Origin of the sequence: Octadecabacter arcticus 238 (assembly GCF_000155735.2) — a bacterium.
Taxonomy (GTDB): Bacteria; Pseudomonadota; Alphaproteobacteria; order Rhodobacterales; family Rhodobacteraceae; genus Octadecabacter; species Octadecabacter arcticus.
Genome location: NC_020908.1, coordinates 454,018 through 475,234, shown reverse-complemented (window position 1 = coordinate 475,234; position 21,217 = coordinate 454,018). Strand labels below are relative to the sequence as shown.

The window sequence follows — 21,217 nt, the reverse complement described above, 5'->3', positions numbered from 1 at the left end:
GCCATAGAGTTTGTGCGCCATTACCCTTAAAAGGTGCGCAACAACATCGATCCGAGCAGGACAAACATGAAACCCATCCGCCTGATCTCCGGCTTTCTCACCGTCGGCGTCTGGACATTGCTCAGCCGCGTCTTAGGCTTTGTGCGTGATATCCTGATCGCGGGCTATCTTGGCACCGGCCCAGTCGCGCAGGCGTTCTTGGTTGCGTTTTCCTTGCCCAATATGTTTCGCCGCTTTTTTGCCGAAGGCGCGTTCAACATGGCCTTCGTGCCAATGTTTTCAAAAAAACTGCAGGACTCCACCGATGCCGCTGCGGACGCCAAGGACTTTGCACAGGACGCCTTTATGGGGCTGGCATTTGTCCTCGTGATTTTCACGACTCTGGGCGTCATATTCATGCCCGGGTTGGTGTTAATGATGGCCGCCGGTTTCAACGGCGATGAGCGTTTCGATCTGGCAGTCGAATACGGCCGCCTCGCGTTTCCATATATTTTGTTCATCTCGCTCGCGGCCCTTGTGTCAGGCGTTTTGAACGCGACCGGTCGATTTGCTGCTGCGGCGGCTGCACCTGTGTTGCTGAACATGATTTTCATTGTCGCGATGCTGGTGACGGCGATGACGGGGCGGCCCGCATCGGACGCTTTGGGCATGGGGTTGGGTCAGGCGTTGGGGCTGCGCGTGGGCGACACGCTGGCGCTGTCGGTGCCACTGGCGGGGCTTGCACAACTGGTACTGGTCTGGTGGGCAGCGCGGCGTGCGGGGTTCACATTTCGACTGCGAATGCCACGTCTGACGCCGGATTTGCGCAAGCTGGCGATCATCGCTGCACCTGCGATGCTGGCGGGCGGTGTGGTGCAGATCAACCTGTTGGTGGGTCGACAAGTGGCAAGCTTTTATGACGGCGCGATTGCGTGGCTGTCGTATGCCGACCGTCTGTATCAACTGCCCCTTGGCGTTGTTGCGATTGCACTGGGTGTGGTGTTGTTGCCCGATCTCAGCCGTCGATTGGCGGCGGGCGATCTGGATGGTGGGCGCAACGCCTTTAACCGCGCATCAGAATTGGCGCTGGCGTTGACAATCCCTGCCGCTGTCGCGCTGATCGTGATCCCCGTGCCGCTCATCAGCGTGTTGTTCGAACGTGGCGCGTTTGATACCGATGACACCGCCGCCACTGCGCTGGCCGTCATGGTCTACGGTTTGGGACTGCCCGCGTTCGTGCTGCAAAAAGCGCTGCAACCGCTGTATTTCGCGCGCGGCGACACCAAGCGTCCGTTCTATTACGCCGCCGTTGCGATGATTGTGAACGCAGGCGTCGCGATTGGTCTGTCGATCTATATCGGCTACATCGCCGCCGCCCTTGCGACCACGCTGGCGGGCTGGGTCATGGTCTGGCTGTTGTGGCGCGGCAGTCGCACCATGGGCGACGCCGCGCAGTTCGATGCACGGTTCAAATCACGGCTTTGGCGGATTATGTTGGCGTCCGTGCTGATGGGCGTTCTATTGTGGAACACCGTGCTGCTGGTCGGTCCCGCGCTTGGTATGGCGACAATCCGCTACGGCGCCTTGGCGTTTGTGGTAATCGTCGGCATCGCGGGCTATTTCGTAATTGGCCGCCTTGTCGGGGCCTTTCGGGTTTCAGAATTCAAAGCCGCGATGCGCCGCGGTTAATAGATTTCGGGTATTTTTAAGTCAAAGAAGCTGGAAGCGCTTTTAATTACGCCCCCTTCGGCGTTCGTCAAGATCGTGTACTGTATGAGGAGGCAATCGCCCCACCCACCATCAGGCCCTTTTACGAATACGATTGAGAAAGGCCGACCAGCCACCGGGCGCAAGAAGCGGCGCGATAAACAGCCCGATCAGAAAGCCTGAAACCTCGGCAATCCACGTCGGTGAGGATCCGAACAGCATGGAATAGACCAACATGATACCAAGCAGAATACCGATCAGCTGGAACGCCTTAAGTTGATTGTCGCCCATGCGTTCCAGCGCGAGCCACATCAGATAGGTATAGGCCCCAATCAGGCCATAAACCCCGGGATATGCGCCGATCAAAGGCGTGTTTTGCCAGGACACAGCGCCGTAAATCATCGCTCCAAAAAACGTGGACGTGAGAAACAGGATGAGGAATGACAGCGGGCGAAAAATCTCCCCGACGAACTTTCCAAGGGCCAGCAGAAGCACACAAACCCACAGCGCGTGGGTGAACGAGGCGTGGACAAAGGCATAGGTCACAAAGCGTTTCCACAGATCAAAGCTGCCGCGTCCGCGTTCAAAAACCTCGGTCATGACGGCCGGTGCAAAGGCATAATCCTGAAAAGCGCCCGACCGCCAGCCCACGCCCTGCGCCCCGCCGACCCAGCCATTGGCAGCGGCCGTCAGAGTCAATTCGATGGCGGCGATGATAAGAACGAGCACCAAAGGCGCCAGTGGTATCGCGTTAAACGGGCTTTCAATCGCGTCGGTGTCGTGTCCTTGGTCTTTCATAGCGGTGGTCCATTCGGTTGACGGCGTGTGGGGGCATGGGTAAGCGAGAGTCATCCGTTAATCCAGCTTTGGAATGTCCGCTATGTCAGAGACTACTTTCACCCCGCGCGTTTTTTCCGGCATCAAACCGTCTGGTGGTCTGACGTTGGGCAATTACCTCGGCGCGATCAAACGCTGGGTCGATATGCAGTCGCCCGACATGGAAAACATCTATTGCGCCGTTGATTTGCACGCCATTACGGTCTGGCAGGACCCTGCCGCCCTAAAAGCTGGGACGCGCGAAATTGCGGCCGGCATGTTGGCGTCCGGTATTGATCCGGAAAATTCCATTCTGTTCAATCAATCCCAAGTGCCAGAACATGCGCAACTGGCGTGGATTTTCAACTGCGTGGCGCGGGTCGGCTGGATGAATCGGATGACCCAATTCAAAGACAAAGCGGGCAAAAATGCTGAAAAAGCGTCGCTTGGCCTGTACGCGTATCCATCCCTGATGGCAGCCGATATCCTGATGTATCACGCCACCCACGTGCCGGTGGGCGAAGACCAAAAACAGCATGTTGAACTGACACGTGACATCGCGGCCAAGTTTAACAACGATTTCGGGGTGGAGTTTTTTCCGCTAACCGAAGCCGTGATAGAAGGCCCGGGAACGCGGGTGATGAACCTGCGCGACGGCACCAAGAAGATGTCAAAGTCGGGCGATTCTGACATGGAACGCATCAACATGCTCGATGATGCCGACACCATCGCCAAGAAATTCAAGAAGGCAAAGACCGATCCCGAAGGCTTGCCCGAAACAGTTGACGGTCTTGTGGGACGCCCAGAAGCCAAAAACCTTGTGGATATTTATGCAGGTTTGGCGAACATGTCGCCCGAACAAGTGATTGCGCAATATCCGGGAGCGGGCTGGGGCACGTTCAAACCTGCGCTTGCGGATTTGGCTGTGGCAAAACTCGCGCCTATTTCAGATGAGATGAAGCGCCTGATGAACGATCCGGCCGAAATTGACCGCAAACTGGCGCGAGGCGCGCAAAAAGCCCGCGAGATCGCGACGCCAATCCTAGAAAAAACCTACGATATCGTCGGTCTTTTGCGGGCGTAAAAGACGTGCGACCCGTTTCAGCCCGATAATATCAGTGCATTGATGCACCTTAACTGTGCCAAGCGGATAGTTTTGTGCGGCCGTGCGCGCAGATAGAGTCATGCTGAAAGGAAACAACATGACATTGACTACTAAATCAAACTCGGGCGCCCGCGTCGGGCACGTGCATCTTCGGGTCGCGGATCTGGACAGATCCATCGCCTTTTATTGCGACATTCTTGGTTTCGACGTCACGCAACGCTACGGCGCAGAGGCTGCGTTTTTGGGGGCTGGCGGATACCATCATCATATCGGGCTGAACACGTGGGACAGCGCAGGCGGTACGCCACCACCGGCTGGGCACACGGGATTGTTTCACAGTGCTTTTCTATATCCCGACCGCACAGCCTTGGCGCAGGTCGCGGCACGCGTGGTCGCTGCAGGAATACAAATCGACGGGGCCGCCGATCACGGCGTAAGCGAGGCGCTTTATCTGCGCGACCCGGATCAAAACGGCGTCGAACTTTATATTGATCGCGACCCTGCGGTCTGGCCCCGCGACGCTGACGGCGGCCTCAAAATGGTGAATAAACCGTTCGACCTCGCCGCGCTTTTGGCTGGCGATTAAAGCCGCATTCATCAATATCTGCGTCGCAACGGTTGATCCTGTTTGGTCCACCCCGCGCCAAAGACTGCGCGCGACCAGTTTTGCAATTTGCGTAGTTATGGATTGCACGGGTGGCGGCTCTCCGTCACAATCGCGATACTAAGGGAGACAAAAATGCGCAAGTTCCTCGTGATCCTAGATGACAGCCGTGAATGCCTGAACGCGATGCGGTTTGCTGCAATGCGGGCGGCCAAATCCGGCGGCGGTGTTGCCGTGCTGTCGGTCATTCCGCCAGATGAATTCAATCACTGGATTGGTGTCGCTGAGGTTATGCGTGCGGAAACCCGCGAACGCATAGAGGTGCATTTCGAAGTCTTTGCCAAGTGGATGCGCGACAAGCAAAACGTCGATCCCGAATTGATCATCCGCGAGGGCGTGCCAGTAACCGAAATCCTGGCGCAGATTGAAGAAGACAAAGAAGTCGGCTTGTTGGTGCTGGGTGCAGCGACGGACAAAAAAGGCCCTGGTCCACTGATCACTGCGATGATCAAACAGGCCGGCACTTTGCCGATCCCTATGACGATCGTGCCCGGTGATATGTCAAAAGAACGCCTTGAGGCAATCACCTAAACGATCTGCCCTATAAAATCTGATTTGACATCTGGGCTCCCTCACGGACTGACCCATTATTCTAATCCGAACATTACTTGACGGTTGATGCAGCGTTCTTCAGCTTGCGTGGCGCAACTCGTCTGTGTGCCTCCCGTCGCATTTCCTTTTGAATTCATGACATAATTCTCACTCGGTGAAGAGCGGCGTGAAATTTTTCACGCTCACATTAACGTGCGCGCAGTGTCGGGAAGATACCTGCGTGAACCACTGAAACATCCCAGCTGTGTGATTGCGCACCACAATACCCGAGTTCGGTTCGCGCCTGACTAGCTTCCGTCCCACTGGCGGCAGGTGCCAGTCGTCAAGCCCTTGATCTGTCAGAATACCTTCAGATTATCGTGACCGCTGGCAGGGTTTTATTCAAGCAAATCTAAGCCCAAATGCAAGTCATCGAAACGCGGTTCACATCGCATCGACAAAAATCACCGGCCCAACCCGTACAAGGTACGTAAGGCCAAAACAAACCGCCCCAAATGGGCAGAAAAGGAACTACCATGTTCAAATCCATCACACTTGCAGCTGTCGTAATGGCAGCTTCCGCATCTATCGCTTCCGCTAACGGCAGCTACCTGAGCACTTTTGCACCATCACAAGAGCGCAACACAGAAGTTGAACTCGGCCTGGTTGTTGCCGAAGCGAACGGCACTGTTGAGATCCGTGACTACCGCAATGGCCAAATCGGTAAATTGCTTGGCACCGAAGCGGTTACGGCCGGTGGCAATCCGCATGTTGACGTCGAAATCACACCATCCTTTGGCGACGCTGTTGCAGTCTTGACTGTTGGCGGCAACATTGTGGACACACAAGTACTCAACTTCAGCCAACATAACTAAGCTGATCTCTGTTCTCTTCTTCCTCCCTGCTGCGGGTCGCCCATTGGGCGGACCGTTTGCATTTTAGAACGATTCCAAACCTTGACTTTGCGCCGCTGCGAGTGCATATATAAATCCTGACAAAAAAGGTTTTATCCGCCATGTTTATCCAAACAGAATCTACCCCGAACCCCGCAACATTGAAATTCTTGCCCGGCCAGAACGTGCTCGAAGTCGGCACAGCTGATTTCCCAAGCGTTGAGGCCGCTGGCAAAAGCCCGCTCGCGGGTCGCATATTCGGTGTTGAGGGTGTCACTGGCGTATTTTTTGGCACCGATTTCATCACCGTGACGAAAGCGGATGATGTTGAATGGGACCACATCAAACCAGCGATTCTGGGCGCAGTGATGGAACATTACCAATCTGGCGCTGCGGTGATGACCGGCGAACAGGCCGGATCAGGTCACGCCGAACACACGGGCGAGGACGCTGATATCGTCAACCAGATCAAAGAATTACTAGACACACGGGTTCGCCCGGCTGTGGCACAAGACGGCGGCGACATCACGTTCCATGGCTTTGATCGCGGTGTGGTTTATCTGCATATGCAAGGCGCATGCGCGGGCTGCCCGTCTTCCACATTGACCCTGAAAATGGGTATCGAAAACCTCTTGCGCCACTACATTCCTGAAGTGGTCGAAGTTCGCCCAGTTGCCGCATAGCGGCGCGGCGTAGGATTCATGAAGGCTCAGCCAACTATTCTAGCATTCGACACATCGGCGGCGCATTGCGCCGCCGCTTTGTTGTGGGGTGATGGTCAGATCGCAGCCCGCCAAGAAGATATGTCGCGTGGTCAGGGCGAGCGGTTGATGGGGCTGCTTGAAGAGGTCCTGCAACAAGAAGGTTTCGCATGGTCTGATCTGGATGCAATTGCCGTCGGTGTCGGCCCCGGTAATTTTACCGGAATCCGTATCGCTGTCAGTGCGGCACGTGGATTGGCGCTGGGGCTTGGCATCCCGGTTATTTCTGTGTCGAATTTTGAAATCATGCGCGGGCCAAACTCCGTGACGGATCTGCACGGGCAATTGGTCAGCTTGCCTGCCCCGCGCGGCACAAATTACATTCAGGTGTTTGACGGCGGCAAAGCAGCGCGCGCACCCCAGCATATCGCTGTCGGTTCTGAGACAGAGCCAGCACTTGATCTACGGGGCGTCACAGACGTCATCGGCGAACACGCAGCCGATATTTCAATGCTGAACGCCAGAACCGCGCAGAGCTCGGCTATTCCGGCGATGGAACGCGAGATCCACGAAGTCCCTGGAACGATGGTGCGCATCGCCACTGACAAATGGCTTGCAGGGCAAGTGGATGGCACACGCCCCGCCCCGCTGTATGTGCGCCCCGCAGATGCCGCCCCGCCACGCGACAAACCGCCGGTCATACTCCCGTGATCGCCGCGGCCCTCGCAGAGACCCACAGGTTGGCGTTTGATGGCAAGGGCTGGCCTGCGGCGGATTTCGAACGCTATTTGGGCGACACCACAATCCTGATCCACGGCACCGATACCTGTTTTGCGGTTTTTCGGCTAGCAGAACCTGAGGCGGAAATTTTGACGCTCGCCACCCATCCGGACGCGCAAGGCCACGGTCACGCTGGGTCAATGTTGCGCGGCGCGCTGGATGCTTTGGCTAGGGCAAAAATCGAAACAGTTTTCATAGAGGTGGCGGATGACAATGCCGCCGCCCTCGCGCTTTATGCCCGCGCCGGATTCGCGCAATTCAGCACGCGCTGCAACTACTACGCGAACGGCGCATCCGCGATCTGCATGAAAGCTGTGCTTTCCCCTGCGTCGGGTGCTTAAAGACGCGGCTCAAATCACCTAACCTATAAGAATCGGTTGATCTTTCCGGCACCACATTGCCTAATTTGCGACATGATCGAAATAACGCTCGCTGCTATGGCGGGTATAAGATCGGGAACCGCTGGGATACGCGGCCCTACAACAACAACTTGGGAGAGTTTTATGACCCTTATGACTAAATTCCTGAGCGCAACCACTGCGCTTGCTCTGACGGCTGGCGTTGCATTTGCTGACGGCCATGCATCCACCCCTGCGATCATCTACGATCTGGGTGGCAAGTTCGACAAATCTTTCAACGAATCCGCCTTCAACGGCGCACAGCGTTGGGCCGAAGAAAACGAAGCCGAATTCGCTGAATTCGAAATCACATCCGACGCACAGCGCGAACAGGCGATCCGTCGCTTCGCCGAAGATGGCAACAGCCCGATCGTCATGGCCGGTTTTTCGTGGGCAACCGCGCTAGAAGCTTCGGCGCCCGATTATCCTGACACAGATTTCGTCGTCATTGACGTGTCTTGGATCGATTTGCCGAACGTCCGCGCAATCGGCTTTAAGGAACAGGAAGGGTCCTACCTTGTTGGTATGATGGCAGCGACCGCGTCCGAAACTGGCGTCGTTTCATTCGTCGGCGGCATGGACATCCCACTGATCCGTCGTTTTGCCTGTGGCTATGCCCAAGGCGCAATGGCTGCCAACCCTGACGCAACAGTCATCTCCAACATGACAGGCACAACGCCTGCTGCTTGGAATGACCCCGTCAAAGGTTCTGAATTGACGCTGGCACAGATCAGTCAAGGGTCTGACGTTGTGTTCGCCGCTGCTGGCGGCACTGGCGTTGGTGTTTTGCAAACGGCTGCCGATGAGGGCATCCTGTCCATCGGTGTGGACGCCAACCAGAACTACCTGCACCCCGGTCAGGTCCTGACATCCATGCTCAAGCGCGTTGATACCGTCGTGTACGATTCGTTCTCCAACGACGGTGATCTGGAAGCTGGTATCTTCATTCTTGGCGTTGAAAACGGCGCAGTCGGCTATTCGCTGGACGAATTCAACGCAGAGCTTGTGTCCGACGAGATGAAGGCAGCTGTTGATGCGGCCTCCGCTGAAATGGTCGCGGGCACTTTAGTGGTCCATGACTACATGTCCGACGAAACTTGCCCAGCACTTGAATTCTAAGACTGGCGGTTAACGACACGACGTTAGGGGCCTCGCTGATACATCGGCGCGGCCCCTTGCACTATACGGGGGATGGATTGATGACAGCGACAGACACGTTTTTCAGCGCTTGGAGCAAGGCGGATGACGCCGCACGTTTGGCGATAATTCGCGACGTGGTAACAGACGGATGCACCTATGATGACCCACGTTCGCAGGGCATTTTGACCGGTGATGCGGCTATTGCGGACTACGTGGGCAACTTTGCACGCATGGCCGTCGGTGCATCGGTCGTCGTCGTAAAAACCGACCTGCGCGGCGCCTGTGAACGTGCGACAATCGCGTTTCGAATGGCCGACGGCATGGAACAGACGGGCAAGTATTTTATTGACCATGACGGCGACAAAATTACCCGCATGGTCGGGTTTGTCGGCACAGGAGCCGATTCATGAGTGATATATCCCCCGCCATTGAACTTATCGGAATCTCCAAGGCTTTTGGGCCAGTGCAGGCCAACAAGGACATTTCTATTCGGGTCATGCCGGGAACGATCCACGGTATCATCGGCGAAAATGGCGCGGGCAAATCAACGCTGATGTCGATCCTTTACGGGTTCTACAAGGCCGACGCGGGTGAGATTTTTATCGCGGGCCAAAAGACCCAAATTCCTGACAGTCAGGCGGCAATTGCTGCCGGAATCGGGATGGTGTTCCAACACTTCAAACTGGTGCAGAATTTCAGCGTGTTGGAAAACGTTGTCCTTGGGGCCGAAGACGGTGCGCTCTTGCGGCCATCCCTCGCCAAGGCCCGCAAGCAGCTCAAAAGCCTCGCGAAAGAATACGAACTTCACGTCGATCCTGATGCGATCATCGAGGATCTTGGCGTCGGCATGCAGCAACGGGTTGAGATTTTAAAGGCTCTCTATCGCCAAGCTGATATCCTCATTTTGGACGAACCGACCGGCGTTTTGACCCCACCGGAGGCCGACCAGTTGTTCCGCATCCTTGGCCGCCTGAAGGCCGAGGGCAAAACCATCATCTTGATTACCCATAAACTGCGCGAAATCATGGATATCACCGATACCGTCAGCGTCATGCGCCGCGGTGAAATGGATTCGACTGTCAAGACATCCGAAACCACCCCCGCCGACCTTGCGGAACGTATGGTGGGCCGGAAAGTCTTGCTGCGGGTCGATAAAACGCCCGCAAAACCCAAAGACGTCGTACTGGAAGTGCGTGACCTCAACATCACCGACGAAAAGGGTGTGCATCGTCTTAAGGGCGTGTCGTTCAACGTCCGCGCCGGTGAAATCCTTGGCATTGCTGGGGTGTCTGGCAACGGACAGTCCGAACTGCTTGAGGTTCTAGGCGGTTACGAAAAGGCGACAGGCGACATCTTGGTCAACGGCGTGCCACTGGATTTGACAGGTGCCCATTCAGACGGCCAAAGTCGGCGCGCGCATGGCATCGCCCACGTGCCCGAAGACCGCCAGAACGAGGGTCTGATCATGGACTTTAGCGCGTGGGAAAATACCGCATTTGGCTATCATCATGACCCTGAATACCAACGCAACGCGCTGCTGATGGACAACGCCGCGATCCTGCGCGATGCGCAGGGAAAAATGGACCGTTTTGATGTGCGTCCGGCCAATCCATTGCTGTCGGCCAAGAATTTCTCTGGCGGCAACCAGCAGAAAATTGTCGTCGCGCGCGAAATTGAACGCGACCCCGATTTATTGCTCGTCGGACAACCGACACGGGGTGTCGATATCGGCGCAATCGAATTTATCCATCAACAGATCGTCGCCCTGCGCGATGCAGGTAAGGCGATCCTGCTGGTGTCAGTGGAACTCGACGAAATTATGGGGCTGAGTGATCGGATTGCCGTGATGTTTGACGGAAAGATCATGGGCGAACGCCTGCCCGAAAATACCAATGAAAAAGAGCTGGGCCTGCTGATGGCGGGTGTCACAGATGGGGAGTCCGCCTGATGGACAAGATGCCAAAGTGGGCCGATGTGGCGCTGGTACCGGTTGTGTCGCTGATCATAGCGGCACTGATTTCCGCAATCGTGTTTGTGGCCGTGGGTCAAAACCCGTGGGAGGCGTTGAAACTGATGGCTTACGGCGCCGTCGGCACGTCAGATTTCCTTGGTTACACGCTATTTTACGCGACAAACTTTATCTTCACGGGGCTGGCCGTTGCCGTCGCGTTCCATGCGTCCTTGTTCAACATCGGCGGCGAAGGTCAGGTGCTTTTGGGCGGTTTGGGTGCCGCAATCGTCGTGCTGTTTGTGCCTTGGCCGCACTGGACGTTGGCGTTGATCGCCGGTGCCACAGCCGCTGCCGTCTTTGGCGCGCTTTGGGTCGCGATACCTGCGTATTTGCAGGCGCGGCGCGGCAGTCACATCGTCATCACCACGATCATGTTCAACTTTATGGCCTCAGGGGTGCTGATCTACATGCTCAGCGGCCCGTTGAAACCTGACGGCAATATGCAAATCGCAACGGCGATCTTCCCTGAGGCATCACATCTGCCGTCGCTGAACGATATTGCGGGGGTGTTCGGGTCCGATCTGTTCGGGCGTTCACCGGTCAACATTTCGATCCTGATCGCGCTGCTGGCCTGTGTCGCGGTCTGGGCGCTGATCTGGCACACGCGGCTGGGCTATCAAATCCGTGCGCTGGGTCGCTCTGAAAGTGCCGCCAAATATGCCGGGATATCCGCCGTAAATATCACGATGATTGCACTTCTGATTTCGGGTGGATTGGCGGGGATGATGGCCGTGAACAACACGATGGGCATCAACACGCCGCAACTGGTGGACAACGCCGCAGGTGGTGCCGGTTTCATCGGGATCGCGGTCGCGCTGATGGGGCGTAACCATCCGGTTGGCATCATTATTGCAGCGCTCTTGTTTGGCGCGTTGTATCAAGGCGGCGCTGAATTGTCCGCCGCCACGTCAATCCCCGTGCAGATCGTCGTCGTCATTCAGGCGCTGGTGATCATGTTCACCGGTGCATTAGACGAAATGGTCCGCAGCCCGATTGAAAAACTGTTCATCCGCTTTGGACGCAGTCGCGTGGCGGGGGAATAGACAATGGATTTTTTCACAATCGTACAGCTCGGCGATGCATCTGTGCGTATGGCCATCCCTCTTTTGTTGGCTTGTCTTGCGGGTCTATTTTCTGAACGCGCCGGCATTTTCGACATCGGCCTTGAAGGCAAGATGTTGGCGGCAGCGTTCGTGTCAGCTGCGGTGTCTTACACGTCTGGATCGGTCTGGGTCGGCCTGTTGGCTGGCATCGGAATTTCCGTGGTGCTGGCGATTATCCACGGCATTGCGTCGATTACATTTAAGGGCAATCAGCTGATTTCCGGTGTCGCGATCAACTTTTTCGCCGCCGGATTGACCGTTGTGATCGCCCAAGGCTGGTTCGCCCAAGGCGGGCGCACGCCGTCCTTGCCACAAGATGCGCGGTTCAACGGATTGGACTTTCCAGGCGCGTTGTCGCGGATGCGTGACAAAATGCAGGCCAGCCCGGGGATGCAGTTTTATTCCGAATTCGTGTCGGGCCACTCAATACTAGTGTACCTCGGGCTTCTGGCTGTCCCGCTGAGCTGGTGGATACTATACCGCACACGGTTCGGTCTGCGACTGCGCGCGGTCGGCGAAGCACCCGAGGCGGTGGACACTGCGGGCATTTCGGTTGTCCGATTGCGGTTTTCAGCAGTTATCATCTGCGGCATTTTATGCGGCATCGCAGGCGCGTATTTGTCCACGGCAGTGCAGGCAGGTTTCACCAAAGACATGACCGCAAACCGCGGCTTCATCGCGTTGGCTGCGTTGATCTTCGCCAAATGGCGGCCGTGGTATGCCCTTGGGGCCTGCCTGTTGTTCGGGCTGTTCTTTGCGATTGATATCCGCTTTTCAAATATCCAGTTGCAGGTCATCTGGATCATGGTGCTGCTGTTGGGCTGCGCGGCCGCGCTGACTACATATGCGGTGCGCCGTGAAAAGATCGACGTCATCGTTTTGGGTGGTTTGTCAGCGGTTTTGGCCGCAGTCGCGTTTACCGCGTGGTTTGCCACGGCGTCAGCAGAAGGCATTAGCATTTTGGCCGCCCTTTGGGAAACTGTGAAGGTGCCGAGCCAGTTGATCCAGTCCCTCCCTTATTTGTTCGTTGTGATCGTGTTGGCAGGCTTTGTCGGCAAGGCCATTCCGCCGCGCGCTGGGGGGCAGCCTTATGTCAAGGAACGCTGACGAACTCGCGGACAAGATCCGCGCGATTGCAGGCCCCGCACCCGTCTCAATTGGTCTGATCCTTGGGTCGGGTCTGGGGCATCTGGCAGGTGCCGTCGAAGGCATTGCAATTCCATATGATGAGCTTGAGGGGTTTCCCCATGCGGGCGTCAGCGGCCACAATCCCAACCTCGTGATCGGCACCCTTGAGGGTGTGCGGGTCGCTGTGTTTGGCGGGCGGGCGCATTATTACGAATCCGGTCGCGGCGATGCGATGCGCCTGCCCCTCGAAGTGCTCAAAGCACTTGGCGGGCACACGATGATTGCCACCAATGCCGCAGGATCCATGGTGCCGGACATGCCAACGGGGTCGATCATGTGCTTGTCCGATCACATCAATTTCAACGGGTTGAACCCCTTGATCGGGGAACAAACCGACGCGCGGTTCGTGCCGATGCGCGATTGTTATGACCCTGGCATGCGCGAGGTCCTGACCCGCGCTGCGCAGGATGTGAAAATCAAAATGCACAGCGGTGTCTATGCGTGGTATTCCGGCCCCTCGTTCGAAACCGTGGCCGAGATCAATGCGATCCGTATGCTTGGCGCAGACGCGGTCGGCATGTCCACCGTGCCCGAGGTGATCTTGGGTCGTTTCCTTGGCCTGCGATGCGCTGCGATTTCAACCATCACCAACATGGCCGCAGGCATGAGCAACGAACCCATCAGCCATGAACACACCAAGGCCATGGCCCCACTGGGGGCGGCGAAGCTGGAAAAAGTACTGCGGGCGGCGCTACCCCGTCTCTAAATCTGCAGATTCTCACTGAGCGAGACATCTGGTCTTATATTTGTGGCGAAATTGGTCGTTGATCATGATAGCGTTGCAGGCGTAAGGAAGACCATGCAAATCTACCTGCCCATCGCGGAAGTGTCCGTGAACGCCTTTCTGCTGCTCGGATTGGGCGGCATTATCGGAATTCTTTCCGGAATGTTTGGTGTGGGCGGCGGTTTCTTGATGACGCCGCTGTTGTTTTTTATTGGCATCCCACCCGCTGTGGCCGTCGCAACCGGAGCCGTGCAGATCGTCGCATCGTCGTTTTCAGGTGTACTTGCACACCTTAGGCGGAAAACAGTTGATCTGAAAATGGGCACTGTGCTGCTGGTTGGCGGCCTTATCGGGGCTGCCGTTGGCATTGTTTTATTCAACTATCTCAAATTCTTGGGTCAAGTCGATCTGCTTGTGAATCTGTGCTATGTTGTATTCTTGGGCATCATTGGCGGGCTTATGTTCATTGAGTCCTGGCGCGCGATCAGGCGTTCCAAAGTGCCAGGGTCACGCCCGCCGCGGCGCAAGCACGGATTGGTTCACGCCCTGCCGCTGAAGATGAAATTCCGCGTGTCTGGTTTGTATATTTCAGTGATCCCGCCGCTGATCATCGGTCTAACTGTTGGCATCTTGGCCGCCATCATGGGTGTTGGCGGTGGCTTCGTTATGTTGCCAGCAATGATCTACTTGCTAGGCATGCCGACCAAAGTGGTCATCGGAACGTCCTTGTTCCAGATTATTTTTGTAACCGCGTTCACGACGATGCTGCATGCGACGACAAATTTCACAGTTGATATTGTGCTCGCGGTCTTGTTGTCGATTGGCGGCGTGATCGGGGCGCAGGTCGGCACCCGCATCGGCGTCAAAATGAAGGCAGAGAACCTGCGCATATTACTGGCGATGATGGTGCTGGCGGTCTGCGGAAAACTCGCATTTGATCTGCTGGTGATGCCGTCCGAGCTTTACTCCCTTGGCACTGGGGGGGATCACTGATGCTGCGCCTGATCGTAGTCCTTTTTCTGCTGGTCACCCCGCTTGGCGCGGAAGAAATCGTACTGGGTCTCAGTCATGATGAGGTCGCGATCACCGCGAATTTCGACGGCTCTGAAGTCATGATTTTTGGGGCGATCAAACGCGATGCACCTGCCCCCGTGGGTGGCCCACTCGAGGTGATCATCACACTGGCCGGCCCATTGGAACCCGTCCTCGTGCGCCGCAAGGAACGCGTTTTGGGTATTTGGGTGAACACCGACGCGGTCGAAGTTGACGCAGCGCCGTCGTTCTACGCGGTTGCCACATCCGCGCCAATGCGCGACGTGCTGACATCGGTCGAAGACCTGCGATACGGCATTTCGATCCCGCGGGCCATTCGCTCGGTTGGGGCACCGGACACCGTGCAAAACTCAGAAATTTTCACGCAGGCCCTGATCCGGATTCGCGCAGGGTCCCAGCTCTATCAAATCCTCGAAAGTGCAGTCGATATCGAGGAAGAAACCCTGTTTCGCGGCCAGATCACCATGCCTGCCGCACTCACCGAAGGCGAATATACCGCCCATATCTACATCACCCGCGACGGCGTTGTGGTCGATGATTATGAAACGAGTATTGCAGTTTATAAGGCCGGTCTCGAACGCTGGCTCTATGAGATGTCACGCAATCAGCCGTTCCTTTACGGTCTGATGTCACTTGCGATTGTGATCTCTGCGGGCTGGTTGGCATCCGCCGCGTTCCGGATATTCCAGCGCTGATTTAGCCGCGCCCCACGTAGGGCATTTGTGTCGCCATGATGGTTTGAAACAGTGTGTTTGCGTGCAGCGGCAAGCATGCCAGGTTCCAGACAGCATCCGAAACATAGCCCACTTCGATTGTTGGTGGCGGGGCGTTGCCTTCGGCAATATTGCGCGCGGCGAGTGCGTCTATCATAGGGCTTTGCGCATTGCCGATATCGATCTGCCCACAGGCAATGTTAAAGGCCCGCCCATCAAGCGCCAGTGTCTTGGTCAGCCCCGTCACGCCGTGCTTTGTGGTCGTATAGGTCACCGACCCGACACGCGGAACATAGGCCGACACGGAACCGTTGTTGATAATCCGTCCGCCTTGTGGCGATTGGTGGCGCATTTTGCCGAACGCGGCGCGCGCGCACAAAAACATGCCCGTCAGGTTCACATTCACCGCATCCAACCAGTCCTGCACAAGAACTTCATCGATCGGCGCGGCGGCGGTGAAAACTCCGGCGTTGTTGAATAAAACATCCACCCGCCCCGCCACTGCGGTGAAGGCGGCGAATGCCGCGTCAACCGCCACAGGATCGGTCACATCACAGGGCAGAACGAGGGCGTTAGCGTGCCCTTTGGCGACATCGTTCAACGCGTCCTCGCGCCGCGCGATTAATCCAACGGTCCAGCCTTCGATCAAGAATTTCTCGGCCACGGCACGGCCAATGCCGCTGCTGGCACCTGTTATGATGATGGTCTTCATGTCTCGGTTTCCATGTCCGGCGCAGTGAGCTCAAGTGGCGCGGGCGCCACGATCAAATCATCCGTGCGCAGCGTTCCGGATGGCCGCGCAAGGCGGTTGCGCACGACCCAACATAATCTGTGTTCGGCCCGTGTGATTGCAACATAGGCGAGGCGTTTCCACAGCGGTTGGCCCGCCTCAACCCGCCCCATCCGCGAGGCCGCATAGATGTCGGGCGCGAAGACCTGAACAGTGTCCCATTGTGACCCTTGTGCCTTATGGATCGTCACCGCCGCACCGTGCAAAAACGTCGCTCCCATGCGCGCGGCAAAGGGGATGAACGGTTCTTCGTCGCCCTCAAGTTCGATCTTGACGATGGATGCGGCGCTGACTTGCGGGTCTTCAGCGCCCATAACGTGAAGGCGCGAAAACCCCGGTTTGCGACCCGGGCCGAGATAGATGACCTGCGCGCCCTTGATCAGCCCGCGCGCCTCAAGATCGAGGCGCTTTTTGCGATGCTTGGCGGGCAATTCTATGCCGTCACAGACCAGCGGTTCCCCTTCGAGGAGTTCATCCGCTGGCGCACCAAACGCGTTTCGAAAGGCGTGAATCAGTTTAATGCGTGTGGCGTTGCGCCAGACCAAACAGGGCGACCGCGCCATAAGATCGCTTTCCACCCGTTGTGCCATGACGACGCGATCATCTTTTTGCGCCGCTTCGGACACCAGTTGTTCAAATGCGTAGAAATCGATCTGCGGATCCGCCAGCGCATGCGCCAAATCAAGGATCGGATTGTCGGCGGTTTGACGATGAACGCGCGACAGGATCATCTGCTTGGACTCGGGCAGTTTTTCGAACACCATCTTGCCACCCTCGGCCTTAACAGGGGGCAGCTGCGCAGGGTCACCAAACAACACCAAGGTTGGAAAAATGTCCTGCAAATCCTCAAACTGTTTGGCGTCAAGCATGGAGCTTTCATCGACAAACCCGATGTCCAGCGGGTCCTCGCGGCGTTTCCATCCGGTGATGAAATCCGACCCTCGCAAACCAGCAGCAGCAAGTGCCGCGGGCACGGATGAATTCACCTGATAGGACGCAAACGCGCGATCTAGCGCCACTTCGGTCAGGCCCTCGATTTCAGGCTTTTCACCATTACCTGCCAGCCATTCAGCGATCTTTTCGTATTCGGGATCATACATCGGCGTATACAAAATCCGGTGAATCGTCGTGGCCGGAACGCCACGATTTCGCAGCACACTCGCGGCCTTGTTAGTGGGCGCAAGAATGGCCAAAGTACGCCGATCGCGGCGTTTTTTACCCTCATAGTCACCAGACACAATATCGACGCCCGCTTCGCGCATCGCCTTGAACAGCTCGGCCAACAGCAGGGTTTTGCCGCTGCCCGCTTTGCCCAAAACGGCCAATACGGACCGCAACGGGTCTTCTTTGGGCGGCCGCGTCGTACCAGCCAAGATATCGACGCCCGCCTTGCCCAAAAGGTCGGACACGGCATCCCAAGCTTCGGCCTGATCGTCGGAGAGAGTAAGGGCAGTTTTAACCATTGTTCGACTGTATCCGCGCCACGCGTGGGGGGCCAGACGTTACGCCGCGCATGCCCGCATTTTCGCAAGTTTGTCGCCAGACACGCGGGCACACAAGGGAACGCAATTTGCCCAACACCACAATGATCTCGCCGCTAAATAATCATGTCCTGATCCGCGCTAGGTTCTGTGGCCTGATTGAGTGTCACCGAAAGGGGGGGGTAGATTGGCCGGTCTCTAAATTCGCCGCGCGCAGCGCCCCCTCTGACATCGCCGCCAGTTCTTCCTGCGCAACCGTCGAGGTTACGTCCAACTGGTGCGCCAGCAGTGGTAGCCCGTTCTGGTCAGCAAATGACCGCAGGTCAGCGATAACGTCGATGATCCATTTCTGTCCCATTAAAAACTCTCTGTATGACCCATTAACGACTGATTGGAATTGGGTATACAACCGAACGGATTAACAAATTACCTACTGGAACGGCCCCACCATTTATGGGCCGGAAACGATCGGTTGGCATATCGAAAATGATACGGGCCGCGCAGCGGAGTGCTGGCGGCCCGTATTGGAAACCACTTTGCGGATCGCGCCGTTCAGCGCTTAGCTTCGATCACATCTTCAAGCGTGCGCAGTCCCGTTCTGGGGGACTGAACCAGCACCGACATATTGCCGGGCTTATGTTCATTTCGCAGCATTTTGGTATGGGCGTCAGGCAATTGATCCCAAGGGAACACTTCGGACATACACGGGTCCAGTCGACGCTCGACCATCAGATTGTTGGCGGATGATGCCTGCTTGAGATGGGCAAAGTGACTGCCTTGAATACGTTTCTGGTGCATCCAAAGATAGCGTACATCGAATGTGCAATTAAAGCCGGTGGTGCCCGCGCAAATCACGACCATGCCGCCCTTTTTGCAGATCAATGTCGACACCGGGAACGTCGCCTCGCCAGGGTGTTCGAACACCATATCGACGTTGTTGCCCTTGCCGGTGATGTCCCAGATCGCCTTGCCGAATTTACGGGCTTCCTTGAACCAGTCGGCGTATTCGGGCGTGTTGACGGTGGGCAGCTGGCCCCAGCACTTGAAGTCCTTGCGGTTGATGACGCCCTTAGCGCCCAACCCCATGACAAAGTCGCGTTTGTCTTCGTCCGAAATCACGCCAATGGCGTTGGCGCCTGCCGTGTTGATCAACTGGATCGCATAAGATCCCAGACCGCCGGACGCGCCCCAAACCAGCACGTTTTGCCCCGGTTTCAGATCGTGCGGTTCATGACCGAACAACATCCGGTAAGCCGTGGCCAGCGTCAGTGTGTAACACGCGCTTTCTTCCCACGTCAGATGCTGCGGGCGCGGCATCAATTGCTGGGCCTGCACGTTTGTGAACTGTGCGAACGATCCATCAGGGGTTTCGTAGCCCCAAATGCGTTGGCTGGTCGAAAACATCGGGTCGCCGCCATTGCATTCTTCGTCGTCGCCGTCGTCTTGGTTGCAATGCACCACGACCTCGTCGCCGATTTTCCAGCGTTTCACTTTATCGCCCACGGCCCAAACGATGCCAGCAGCGTCGGATCCTGCAATATGGTAGGGTGCGCCGTGGCCGTCAAACGGGCTGATCGGCTGACCAAGACCCGCCCAAACGCCGTTGTAATTAACGCCTGCCGCCATCACGAGGACCAGCACTTCGTTGCTATCCAGAACGGGCGTATCGACCACTTCAATCTTGAAGGCCTCATTGGGTTCGCCGTGACGTTCGCGCCGGATCGCCCATGCATACATCTGCGCAGGGACGTGGCCCATTGGCGGGATTTCACCCATCTCATAGAGGTCTTTTTTCTCTGCCTCGTAGGTGAAGGCTGCGTTTTGGTCGAGAGCCATGTCCGTCTCCATCAGATCATTCATTATTCATGCCGCCCCGCAGAAACAACGCGCTCTGCGGGAGTGATACCTTGGCTCATGGTAACTATGCAATAGTAACGGGCGGTGTTTTTGTAATTTTATTGCTTTGCAGATGCAGAAAGATCAGACGACCGTGCTGCACTTGCACCAAAATGATGCGCGATGGAATTGGCATAATACGCGAGCACGGGCCTTTCACCGTCGGTAATTACGATGACATCTCCAGTCGTAACGATGCAACGGCGGCGCAGGTTAGCCAGCCCTGCGGTGGTCATTTGTTCAGGCGTGCGGCGCGGTGCGACGACTGTGGCAGGCAGCAACTTAAGATCTTTTTGGATGTGTGCCGCAATTGCGACCTCAGTATTGGCACCCGCCAACACAGCGCGGCTGACCATTGGGACGGGCAATAGCGGGATCACACTTGCGATGCGTGACATCAATTCCTTACCAACAGCCCTGGTCGTACCGTTATGGGATTGGGCAAAATCGCGCAGGGACAGCGGTTGGCCAAAACTGACATTGGCTGTGCCAAAGGTGGTTATCTTGCCGCGTAGCCGCGCCCACAGATAGCCAGACACACCGCCTATAACGGTACGCAGCGGTGGGCGGAAACGGCGCACGCCTGATTGGTCCGCTTTGATCAAGAACCGGTCTTCAAGGACACGATCATAATTCAGCGCCACAGGCACAAAGACCACATCGCGCCCGTTGGGGTCAAAATCATCGATGATATAGCTCAGGATGCCTAGACGCGGATTGGACATCGCGCCGTTCAGCGACAGCCCCCCTTCTGGAAAAACCGCCTGCGTGACACCACCCGTCGTCGCCATCTGCACATAGCGCGCCAAAACCCTGCGATAGAGCCCCCGCGCGGCCGGCTTGCTGCGCGATCTGCGGCGGATAAAATAGCCGCCCATCATTTTGATCATCGCTGACAACGGCCAGACCCGCGCCCATTCCCCAACCGCATAAGACAGCGCACCCGCACGGCTCACAAGATAAGTGACCAGCACATAGTCCATGTTCGATCGGTGGTTCATCACAAAGATTATCGTCGCATCAGGGTCAATCGCATCGTATTCGGCGCGGTCAAACTGCCCCACACGCAAGCGGTACAAGAATCGCGACAACCATTTTGCAACCCGCATCCCGAACGAAAAATAGGCTGTGGCAGAAAAGGACGGCACGATTTCGAGGGCATAGTGACGGGCTTTTTCAAACGCCACGTCTTCGCGCACGCCAGTCGCTTTGGCATATTCATTGATCGCGATGATGACTTCGGGATCATAGACCAACCGCTGGATCGTGTCATAGCGCCTCGCGAGCTTGAACGGCTCAATCGGCTTTTGAAGTCGCAAGTTAACACGCGCCACGACCCTTTCGGCGCGACGGCGAAAGAACCAGCGCACGGATGGAAACAAGAAGTGCGACGCAAAGGTCACTGCCGCGAACAGCAGAACCAAAATCAGCAGCCAAAGGGGGATCGCAATCGGGGTCGTCATGTGGGGATCGTGTCAGGGAAACGCCGCCGCGTAAATGGCCTCATGCCGCAGCGCAGCGCGTTGACAAGGGTGTAATATTCC

At 56.6% G+C, this 21,217-nt stretch carries 22 protein-coding genes; 16 read left to right on the top strand and 6 right to left on the bottom strand.

Annotated features, from left to right (window positions below):
• Positions 1–66: 66 nt before the first annotated feature.
• Entirely contained in the window at positions 67–1,668 is a 1,602-nt protein-coding gene (gene murJ, locus OA238_RS02490) for a murein biosynthesis integral membrane protein MurJ (RefSeq protein WP_015493944.1), read from the top strand.
• A 111-nt stretch (positions 1,669–1,779) separates the two neighbouring features.
• Here the strand turns inward: murJ and OA238_RS02485 are convergent, their stop codons facing one another.
• Positions 1,780–2,484 carry a rhomboid family intramembrane serine protease gene (locus tag OA238_RS02485; protein WP_044036160.1) on the bottom strand — a complete coding sequence of 235 codons (705 nt, stop codon included), beginning with the start codon at positions 2,482–2,484 and terminating at the stop codon, positions 1,780–1,782.
• 82 nt (positions 2,485–2,566) lie between these two features.
• Here OA238_RS02485 and trpS point away from each other — a divergent pair, with 82 nt between their 5' ends.
• The 15 genes from trpS to OA238_RS02410 all read left to right on the top strand — a co-directional run bounded on the left by trpS (position 2,567) and on the right by OA238_RS02410 (position 15,488).
• On the top strand, positions 2,567–3,586 hold the full coding sequence (gene trpS / locus OA238_RS02480; protein WP_044037816.1) for a tryptophan--tRNA ligase: 1,020 nt from the start codon (positions 2,567–2,569) through the stop codon (positions 3,584–3,586).
• A gap of 118 nt (positions 3,587–3,704) precedes the next feature.
• A complete protein-coding gene (locus OA238_RS02475) occupies positions 3,705–4,193 on the top strand; it encodes a VOC family protein (RefSeq protein WP_015493941.1) in 489 nt (162 codons plus the stop codon).
• Positions 4,194–4,346: 153 nt separating this feature from the next.
• Positions 4,347–4,802 (top strand): universal stress protein, encoded by a 456-nt coding sequence (locus OA238_RS02470; RefSeq protein ID WP_015493940.1) that lies wholly within the window; start codon positions 4,347–4,349, stop codon positions 4,800–4,802.
• Between the two features lie 536 nt (positions 4,803–5,338).
• Positions 5,339–5,677, top strand: a complete 339-nt coding sequence (locus OA238_RS02465) for a hypothetical protein (RefSeq protein ID WP_015493939.1) — start codon at positions 5,339–5,341, stop codon at positions 5,675–5,677.
• A 140-nt stretch (positions 5,678–5,817) separates the two neighbouring features.
• On the top strand, positions 5,818–6,378 hold the full coding sequence (locus OA238_RS02460; protein WP_015493938.1) for a NifU family protein: 561 nt from the start codon (positions 5,818–5,820) through the stop codon (positions 6,376–6,378).
• 18 nt (positions 6,379–6,396) lie between these two features.
• Entirely contained in the window at positions 6,397–7,107 is a 711-nt protein-coding gene (tsaB, locus tag OA238_RS02455; RefSeq protein WP_015493937.1) for a tRNA (adenosine(37)-N6)-threonylcarbamoyltransferase complex dimerization subunit type 1 TsaB, read from the top strand.
• A complete protein-coding gene (locus OA238_RS02450; protein ID WP_015493936.1) occupies positions 7,104–7,517 on the top strand; it encodes a GNAT family N-acetyltransferase in 414 nt (137 codons plus the stop codon). The genes tsaB and OA238_RS02450 overlap by 4 nt, the downstream gene beginning before the upstream one ends.
• Before the next feature lie 162 nt (positions 7,518–7,679).
• Positions 7,680–8,693 carry a BMP family lipoprotein gene (locus OA238_RS02445; protein ID WP_015493935.1) on the top strand — a complete coding sequence of 338 codons (1,014 nt, stop codon included), beginning with the start codon at positions 7,680–7,682 and terminating at the stop codon, positions 8,691–8,693.
• A gap of 80 nt (positions 8,694–8,773) precedes the next feature.
• Complete coding sequence (locus OA238_RS02440) at positions 8,774–9,124, top strand: hypothetical protein (protein ID WP_015493934.1); 351 nt, start codon at positions 8,774–8,776, stop codon at positions 9,122–9,124.
• Positions 9,121–10,662 (top strand): ABC transporter ATP-binding protein, encoded by a 1,542-nt coding sequence (locus tag OA238_RS02435; RefSeq protein ID WP_015493933.1) that lies wholly within the window; start codon positions 9,121–9,123, stop codon positions 10,660–10,662. The genes OA238_RS02440 and OA238_RS02435 overlap by 4 nt, the downstream gene beginning before the upstream one ends.
• Positions 10,662–11,768, top strand: a complete 1,107-nt coding sequence (locus OA238_RS02430) for an ABC transporter permease (RefSeq protein WP_015493932.1) — start codon at positions 10,662–10,664, stop codon at positions 11,766–11,768. The genes OA238_RS02435 and OA238_RS02430 overlap by 1 nt, the downstream gene beginning before the upstream one ends.
• A gap of 3 nt (positions 11,769–11,771) precedes the next feature.
• Positions 11,772–12,935: an ABC transporter permease gene (locus tag OA238_RS02425; RefSeq protein WP_015493931.1), complete on the top strand. Its 1,164-nt coding sequence runs from the start codon at positions 11,772–11,774 to the stop codon at positions 12,933–12,935.
• The gene (locus OA238_RS02420) at positions 12,919–13,722 is read left to right on the top strand and encodes a purine-nucleoside phosphorylase (protein ID WP_015493930.1); all 804 of its coding nucleotides are present in this window, start codon (positions 12,919–12,921) and stop codon (positions 13,720–13,722) included. Before OA238_RS02425 ends, OA238_RS02420 begins: the two co-directional genes overlap by 17 nt.
• Before the next feature lie 93 nt (positions 13,723–13,815).
• A complete protein-coding gene (locus OA238_RS02415; RefSeq protein WP_015493929.1) occupies positions 13,816–14,733 on the top strand; it encodes a sulfite exporter TauE/SafE family protein in 918 nt (305 codons plus the stop codon).
• Positions 14,733–15,488 (top strand): TIGR02186 family protein, encoded by a 756-nt coding sequence (locus tag OA238_RS02410; protein WP_015493928.1) that lies wholly within the window; start codon positions 14,733–14,735, stop codon positions 15,486–15,488. The genes OA238_RS02415 and OA238_RS02410 overlap by 1 nt, the downstream gene beginning before the upstream one ends.
• A gap of 1 nt (position 15,489) precedes the next feature.
• On the opposite strand, the gene OA238_RS02405 is transcribed toward OA238_RS02410, so the two are convergent.
• The 5 genes from OA238_RS02405 to OA238_RS02385 form a co-directional block, all read right to left on the bottom strand.
• Positions 15,490–16,218 carry an SDR family oxidoreductase gene (locus tag OA238_RS02405; RefSeq protein ID WP_015493927.1) on the bottom strand — a complete coding sequence of 243 codons (729 nt, stop codon included), beginning with the start codon at positions 16,216–16,218 and terminating at the stop codon, positions 15,490–15,492.
• Positions 16,215–17,759, bottom strand: a complete 1,545-nt coding sequence (locus tag OA238_RS02400; RefSeq protein ID WP_015493926.1) for an ATP-dependent DNA helicase — start codon at positions 17,757–17,759, stop codon at positions 16,215–16,217. Before OA238_RS02400 ends, OA238_RS02405 begins: the two co-directional genes overlap by 4 nt.
• Before the next feature lie 184 nt (positions 17,760–17,943).
• Positions 17,944–18,135, bottom strand: a complete 192-nt coding sequence (locus OA238_RS02395; protein WP_044036156.1) for a hypothetical protein — start codon at positions 18,133–18,135, stop codon at positions 17,944–17,946.
• 194 nt (positions 18,136–18,329) lie between these two features.
• Complete coding sequence (gene ccrA / locus OA238_RS02390) at positions 18,330–19,613, bottom strand: crotonyl-CoA carboxylase/reductase (protein ID WP_044037814.1); 1,284 nt, start codon at positions 19,611–19,613, stop codon at positions 18,330–18,332.
• Between the two features lie 119 nt (positions 19,614–19,732).
• Positions 19,733–21,136 (bottom strand): 1-acyl-sn-glycerol-3-phosphate acyltransferase, encoded by a 1,404-nt coding sequence (locus OA238_RS02385; protein WP_015493924.1) that lies wholly within the window; start codon positions 21,134–21,136, stop codon positions 19,733–19,735.
• Between the last annotated feature and the right edge of the window lie 81 nt (positions 21,137–21,217).

Coding starts and splice junctions, on each gene's coding strand:
- OA238_RS02470 (WP_015493940.1), top strand. CDS start 4,347: ATGCGCAAGTTCCTCGTGATCCTAGATGACAGCCGTGAATGCCTGAAC.
- OA238_RS02435 (WP_015493933.1), top strand. CDS start 9,121: ATGAGTGATATATCCCCCGCCATTGAACTTATCGGAATCTCCAAGGCT.
- OA238_RS02485 (WP_044036160.1), bottom strand. CDS start 2,484: ATGAAAGACCAAGGACACGACACCGACGCGATTGAAAGCCCGTTTAAC.
- tsaB (WP_015493937.1), top strand. CDS start 6,397: ATGAAGGCTCAGCCAACTATTCTAGCATTCGACACATCGGCGGCGCAT.
- OA238_RS02465 (WP_015493939.1), top strand. CDS start 5,339: ATGTTCAAATCCATCACACTTGCAGCTGTCGTAATGGCAGCTTCCGCA.
- OA238_RS02430 (WP_015493932.1), top strand. CDS start 10,662: ATGGACAAGATGCCAAAGTGGGCCGATGTGGCGCTGGTACCGGTTGTG.
- OA238_RS02420 (WP_015493930.1), top strand. CDS start 12,919: ATGTCAAGGAACGCTGACGAACTCGCGGACAAGATCCGCGCGATTGCA.
- OA238_RS02405 (WP_015493927.1), bottom strand. CDS start 16,218: ATGAAGACCATCATCATAACAGGTGCCAGCAGCGGCATTGGCCGTGCC.
- OA238_RS02460 (WP_015493938.1), top strand. CDS start 5,818: ATGTTTATCCAAACAGAATCTACCCCGAACCCCGCAACATTGAAATTC.
- OA238_RS02475 (WP_015493941.1), top strand. CDS start 3,705: ATGACATTGACTACTAAATCAAACTCGGGCGCCCGCGTCGGGCACGTG.
- OA238_RS02395 (WP_044036156.1), bottom strand. CDS start 18,135: ATGGGACAGAAATGGATCATCGACGTTATCGCTGACCTGCGGTCATTT.
- OA238_RS02445 (WP_015493935.1), top strand. CDS start 7,680: ATGACCCTTATGACTAAATTCCTGAGCGCAACCACTGCGCTTGCTCTG.
- OA238_RS02400 (WP_015493926.1), bottom strand. CDS start 17,759: ATGGTTAAAACTGCCCTTACTCTCTCCGACGATCAGGCCGAAGCTTGG.
- murJ (WP_015493944.1), top strand. CDS start 67: ATGAAACCCATCCGCCTGATCTCCGGCTTTCTCACCGTCGGCGTCTGG.
- ccrA (WP_044037814.1), bottom strand. CDS start 19,613: ATGGCTCTCGACCAAAACGCAGCCTTCACCTACGAGGCAGAGAAAAAA.
- OA238_RS02385 (WP_015493924.1), bottom strand. CDS start 21,136: ATGACGACCCCGATTGCGATCCCCCTTTGGCTGCTGATTTTGGTTCTG.
- OA238_RS02410 (WP_015493928.1), top strand. CDS start 14,733: ATGCTGCGCCTGATCGTAGTCCTTTTTCTGCTGGTCACCCCGCTTGGC.
- OA238_RS02415 (WP_015493929.1), top strand. CDS start 13,816: ATGCAAATCTACCTGCCCATCGCGGAAGTGTCCGTGAACGCCTTTCTG.
- OA238_RS02425 (WP_015493931.1), top strand. CDS start 11,772: ATGGATTTTTTCACAATCGTACAGCTCGGCGATGCATCTGTGCGTATG.
- trpS (WP_044037816.1), top strand. CDS start 2,567: ATGTCAGAGACTACTTTCACCCCGCGCGTTTTTTCCGGCATCAAACCG.
- OA238_RS02440 (WP_015493934.1), top strand. CDS start 8,774: ATGACAGCGACAGACACGTTTTTCAGCGCTTGGAGCAAGGCGGATGAC.